Here is a 5,689-nt window from a genome sequence, read left to right as displayed (position 1 = left end):
TTGTCGGGAGGAGGGCTTTTTTGCAAAGGTCTCAATCTGCCTAGCTGCTCAAATAAGATGGATATAACAAAAGGTCGTCTGAAAACTTTTCAGACGACCTTTTCCATATCCACACCTCAAACGTGATGAATGACCAGCTTCTTGCCCTGATAGTCCAATACGTCCACATCCATATCAAACAAATCTTTAATATTTTCAGCGGTAAAGATGTCGTTCGGCGCGCCGGTCATGGCGACTTGTCCGTTTTTCATGGCGACGACGTGGTCGGCGTAGGCGGCGGCTTGGTTGATGTCGTGCAGGACGACAACGGTGGTGCGTTTGTGTTCGCGGGTCAGCCGTTGGAGCAGCTGCATGAGGGCGCGGGCGTGGTACATATCGAGGTTGTTGAGCGGTTCGTCCAAAAGGACGTAATCGGTGCTTTGGCAGAAGACCATGGCAATCATGGCGCGTTGGCGTTGTCCGCCGGAGAGTTCGGTCAGGTAGCGGTTGGCAAAGCTGTCCAGTTTGAACTCGGAAAGTGCGTTTTCGACGATGGCGAGGTCTTCGGGTGTCGGTCTGCCTTGGTGGTAGGGATAACGCCCGAACATAAGCAGGTCGCGCACGGTAATGCGGCTTATGACGCTGTTTTCTTGGGTCAGGATGGAGAGCGTTTTTGCCAGCTCGGCGGTGGGCGTGGTCGAAACATCTTTGCCGGCGTAGCTGATGCTGCCCTGTTCCAGCGGGCGGAGGCGCGCCATGAAGGAGAGGAGCGTGGATTTGCCTGCGCCGTTTGGACCGATGAGCGCGGTGATGCCGCCTTCGGGGATGTCGAGGCTGACGTTGTTGAGGATGGGGTTGCCGCCGATGTGGAAGCTGACGTTGCGGATGGTAATCATGATGGGTGTGATGTGTGGATTTGTTTTCAGACGACCTCCGAACATGAGAGGTCGTCTGAAAAGGATGGGCTTCAGATTTCGCGAACGATGACGAATTGGGGATTGTCTGCCAAATCAATCAAGAAGGCTTTGACACGCGCCTGCCAGAGTTCGCCGAAGCGTTTGAGTTCTTCTGCGGTGGCGGTGCCGCTGACGGCTTTGGGCATGATGTCGCGCATTTCGGGGGCGAAGGGCTGCATGGCGGCGTTGAGGCTGACGGCGACGGTTTTGCCGTTGTCTTTGCGGCGCAGGGTCAGCGTGCCTTCGATGTCGGCATCGAAACTCAACAGGTTGCGGCGGGCGAAGCGTCCTTGCGGGCCGACGCCGCCGAAGCCGGTTTCGGGAGCGGCGCCGGTTAAGAGTTGGACGACGGATGCGGTAACGCCGACCGTGCCTTCGTCGCGCGCGCCCTGCATGGCGGCTTCGATTCCGCCGCGCTGCGGCAGGTCGCTGCCGTAAAGTGCTTTCAGGCCTTTAAGCGTCATGAGGTACGCGCCTGCAACGGTGGGGCAGGAGTGTCCGCACAGGCGGACGGCATCGGCGTAGCGATACTGCATGATGCCCTCCTCTGCCGCGCCGAGAAATTCGGCGAGCGCGTCTTGGACGGTCAGCGTCGGGGCTTGCTCGAAAAATTCGGGAAAGTGTTCTTGAGTCATACGGTATCCTTTTGCTTTAAAGAGGTCGTCTGAATCTGTTTTCAGACGACCTTTGTGCTTATTTCAACAGGGTGCGTTTATCGTTGATAAACATTTCGGCAATTTTACTTGAACCGAACGGGTTGAGGTGGTTGGTATCGAAATACACCGGCAACCCGTCTATAAATTTGTCCGCGGGGATGTACTGCATAAAGTCCACCCACTGCACGCCGCGGTGCTGCTTCACGATTTTTTCGACTTCGTCTTCAGACTTGGCAGAATCGCGGACTTCTTCTTTTTTATCCTCTGAAACATAATTGATGTCGATACCGAGCTTTTGTCTCAGATAATAACGCCGCAACGGCAACTGCCCGTCCATGGGCGTATCGGCCAAAACGTACACTTTTTTGCCCGCCTTCACCAAATCCTCCAGCATTGTGTTGAACCGTTCCAAAAATTCCGGTTTGGCGGTATGGAGGAACCAGCGTTGCGAAATGATGATGACAGGATAGTCTTTGGTTTTTTGTTCGATAAACCTGTTATACGGATTGCAGCGGTCGGCGCGGCGGTCGCTGTCGGGCAGGACGAATCCGAACGCGGTGGCGCAGCTGTTGGACGTGATAACGTCTGCCGACCAGCCTTCTTTTTTGCCGACGATGTCGAGGAACGGGCTCAAATGGGCGGCATGCGAATCGCCGATGACCAAAACTTCAGGTTTTTGGTTTGCCGCGCCGACGGCGCAGTCGGTTTTGGTCAGCGTGTCCGCGCAAATTTTGCTTTCATCAGCCTTGTACAAACTGCTTTCAAACGCGGCAGGTTTGGCGGTCATCAGGTAGGTTGCCGCAGGAATCAGCAGCGCGAAATAAGCCGCCATACTCCATTTGAATTTCGCCGTCGTAAAATTCTTCGCCTTCCGCGCCGGTGTTTCCACAAAATAATAAGACAATACCGACAACAGCAGCATGATGATGACAGCCAATGCCGATGCGGCAAGCGGCAGCTGGGCGTCCATATAAATGTAGCGCATGAGCGCCAACACCACCCAGTGCCACAAATACAGCGAATACGAAATCAACCCGACAAACACCACCGGCTTGAGGCTCAACAGTTTGGACGTATTGAAGCCTTCCTGCATCTGCAATGATTTGCCCGAATAAATCAAACCGCCGACCGCCAGACAGCAAAGCAGCCGTTCGATATTTCCCGCGCCTGGCAGGACGCCGTAGGGCAGCACCAGCGTGGCGGCGATGACCGCCATCATCAGCCATCCGAATAGCGGCGTACTGGCTTTATCGTTTTGTTCGGCAGGCGGAATGAAGGCAAAAAGCGAACCGACCAGCAGCTCATAAGCGCGCACATGCGGCAGGAAATACGCCTCCATACCCAAAGTCGGCAACAGCGCGGAAAACAGGCTGATGACAATCAGCAAAAGGATAAACGTCCGCACATTGCGCCGTTTGCTGATACGGAAAAACAAAATCAGCAACGCGGGGAAAATAAAGTAAAACTGTTCTTCCAACGACAGCGACCAAATGTGCTGCAACGGCTTTTCCGTCGCATCCGCATCAAAATAACCGCCGCGGCGGGCAAAGAACAGGTTGGCGGCAAACAGCAAGGCATAGACGGCGGATTTGACGTATTGGCGCAAATCGAAAGACAAAAAGAAAATGGCGGCAACGACCGTCGTGCAAAGCAATACACAGGCAAAGACAGGCAAAATGCGTTTGGCGCGGCGTTTGTAAAACTCGAGAAACGAAAAGCTGCCGTCGCGAATCTCGCGGCTGATAATGGTCGTGATCAAATATCCCGACAACACGAAAAACATATCCACGCCCAAAAAACCACCCGGCAGCCATTGGGGATCGATATGAAATACGATGACGGATAAAACGGCCAATGCCCGTATCCCGTCCAAATCAGGACGGTATTTCAACACTTTACTCATAGCACGCACCTTGATAGTGATGCTTAATATGAGTAAGAACCCGATATTTAGTTTCATTCACGCCGTCAAATCTAAGGACGTGCAAAACGAAATATCCCGTTTGGAAATAGTGGTTTACGCCATTCGAATTCAGGCTGGGAAAGTTTTCAGACGACCTATCGCTTGCGTTTCAGCACCAAATATAAAAACACCAGTCCGCCCGCAAATTCAACCACTACGCTCAACACCGCCTTCATGCCGAGTAGGTGTTCGAACACGGTTTGCCCGCCGACCAGCAGGATGCCGCCGACGCACACCGTCATCGGCAGCCGCACGCTATGGCGCACGCTCGGGGCAAAATGGTTGGCAAGCGCGGCAGCCAGCAGGCCGAAGAAGCTGACCGGCCCGACCACCGCCGTCGCCGTCGCCACCAGCGCGGCAATCCAAAGCAGCAGCCACAAAGTATTGCGCGTGTAGTTTATGCCCAAATTAATCGTTTGGTCGCGTCCCAAAAGATGGACGTCCAGACGATGCCGTTCGCGCCAAACCACCACCGCGCTCGCCAGCAGAATCAGCGCGCCCACGCCCAAAAGCTCGCTGTGGACGGTATTGAAGTTCGCAAACATATTCGCCTGCGCCGCCGTAAATTCCTCCGGATCAATCATGCGCGTCAGCAGCGAAGAGAGGCTGCGGAACAAAATCCCGAAAATCACACCGATCAAAATCATGCGCGACAAATCGCGTCCACCCTGCCGGATGAGCGTGTAAAACAAAAGCAGCGAGCCGCCCATCATCATTATCAGCTCAAAGCCGAACTTACCCGTCAGCGGCAGCGACGTATAGCCCACCCCGCCCAAGGCAAACAGCAAAAGCGTTTGCAAAAACACATACAGCGAGTCGAAGCCCAAAATCGAAGGCGTAAGGATCGGGTTGTTCGTCAACGTTTGGAAAAGCTGGGTCGAAACCCCGACCGCATACGCCACCAGCAGCAAAGCCGCCAGCTTGGTCAGCCGCAGTTGCAACACAAAATCCCAATCGCCTTGGATGTTCAAAGTCAGGAACAAGGTGCAACACGCCAGCAGCAAGACAAACGCCGCCCACAGCGGACGGGAAGAACCCTGCATAAACGCAACCTTGTTCGAGCGAAGCGCGCTACGCTTGTTTTCAGACGACATGGGCAGGCTTCCTCAACAAAATCCACAAGAACAACACCGTACCCAACACACCGAACACGGTTGAGACCGGAATCTCAAACGGGAACACAATCACGCGTCCCAAAATATCGCACAAAAGCACCAGCGACGCGCCGAGCAAAGCCACCGCAGGCAGGCTTTGGCGCAGCTTGTCGCCCATCAGGCGGCTGATGATGTTCGGCACGACCAGCCCGATAAACGGAATATTGCCGACCGTTACCAACACCAGCGACGTAATCAGCGCGACAATCACCAAGCCGACCCACAACACCGCCGTCCGGTTTAGACCCAGATTCACGCTCACCGTCTCGCCCAAGCCCAAAATCGTCAGCTGGTCGGCAATCAAATACGCCGTCAACGCCAAGCCGCCCGTCAGCCACAACAATTCGTAACGCCCCAACAGCACGCCCGAAAAATCGCCCTGCTGCCACACGCTTAACATCTGCATCATCTCAAACTCATACGCGATAAACGTCGCCACCGCCTCGATAACGCCGCCGAAAATAATCCCCACCAGCGGCACCATCAACTGCGCCGTCGGCGGCAAACGGCGTATCAGCATCATAAACACCAGCATGCCCGCCAACGCCGCCACGGCCGCCACCGACATTTTCGCCGTCAGCCCGGCAGCCGGAAACATCAGCGTCATCACCAACACACCCAACGCCGCGCTCTGACTCGCGCCCACCATAGACGGCTCGACAAAACGGTTGCGCATCAAAATCTGCATAATCATCCCCGCCACCGCCATCGAAGCCCCCGTCAGCACAATCGCAAACGTGCGCGGCAGGCGACTGACCAGCATCAATTCCGTGCTGTCAGACAATGTCCAGTGAAACACATCCGCCCAGCGGAAATTGCCGACGCCCACCGACAGACTGACGACAAACAGCACCACCAGCACAAAGCAGTTGATTAAATTTAAAGATAAAGGTTTGACGGACATAAGGGAAAAATAATTCAGATGGAAAAACAAAAGCCGTAAAGACGATATAGTGGATTAACTTTAAACCGGTACGGCGT

At 54.6% G+C, this 5,689-nt stretch carries 6 protein-coding genes; all 6 read right to left on the bottom strand.

What is annotated here, in order from left to right; all coding sequences use genetic code 11:
* Window positions 1–116 precede the first annotated feature (116 nt).
* Window positions 117–875 (bottom strand): iron ABC transporter ATP-binding protein, encoded by a 759-nt coding sequence (locus tag HMPREF2726_RS05235; protein ID WP_036528929.1) that lies wholly within the window; start codon window positions 873–875, stop codon window positions 117–119.
* 71 nt (window positions 876–946) lie between these two features.
* Window positions 947–1,570 (bottom strand): FmdE family protein, encoded by a 624-nt coding sequence (locus HMPREF2726_RS05230; RefSeq protein ID WP_003758361.1) that lies wholly within the window; start codon window positions 1,568–1,570, stop codon window positions 947–949.
* Window positions 1,571–1,628: 58 nt separating this feature from the next.
* Entirely contained in the window at window positions 1,629–3,494 is a 1,866-nt protein-coding gene (locus HMPREF2726_RS05225; RefSeq protein WP_070602510.1) for an acyltransferase family protein, read from the bottom strand.
* A gap of 155 nt (window positions 3,495–3,649) precedes the next feature.
* Complete coding sequence (locus tag HMPREF2726_RS05220) at window positions 3,650–4,648, bottom strand: iron chelate uptake ABC transporter family permease subunit (protein ID WP_094113216.1); 999 nt, start codon at window positions 4,646–4,648, stop codon at window positions 3,650–3,652.
* The gene (locus tag HMPREF2726_RS05215; RefSeq protein WP_246827866.1) at window positions 4,638–5,561 is read right to left on the bottom strand and encodes an ABC transporter permease; all 924 of its coding nucleotides are present in this window, start codon (window positions 5,559–5,561) and stop codon (window positions 4,638–4,640) included. The genes HMPREF2726_RS05220 and HMPREF2726_RS05215 overlap by 11 nt, the downstream gene beginning before the upstream one ends.
* Window positions 5,485–5,689, bottom strand: a 205-nt coding sequence (locus HMPREF2726_RS14680; RefSeq protein WP_246827865.1) for a hypothetical protein, incomplete at its 5' end; no start/stop codon positions are given. The genes HMPREF2726_RS05215 and HMPREF2726_RS14680, both read right to left, overlap by 77 nt.

Source organism: Neisseria sp. HMSC074B07 (genome assembly GCF_001810355.1).
In the GTDB taxonomy this organism is placed as follows: Bacteria; Pseudomonadota; Gammaproteobacteria; order Burkholderiales; family Neisseriaceae; genus Neisseria.
The sequence above is the reverse complement of the archived record's forward strand: the minus strand, read 5'-3'. Positions and strand labels throughout refer to the sequence as shown.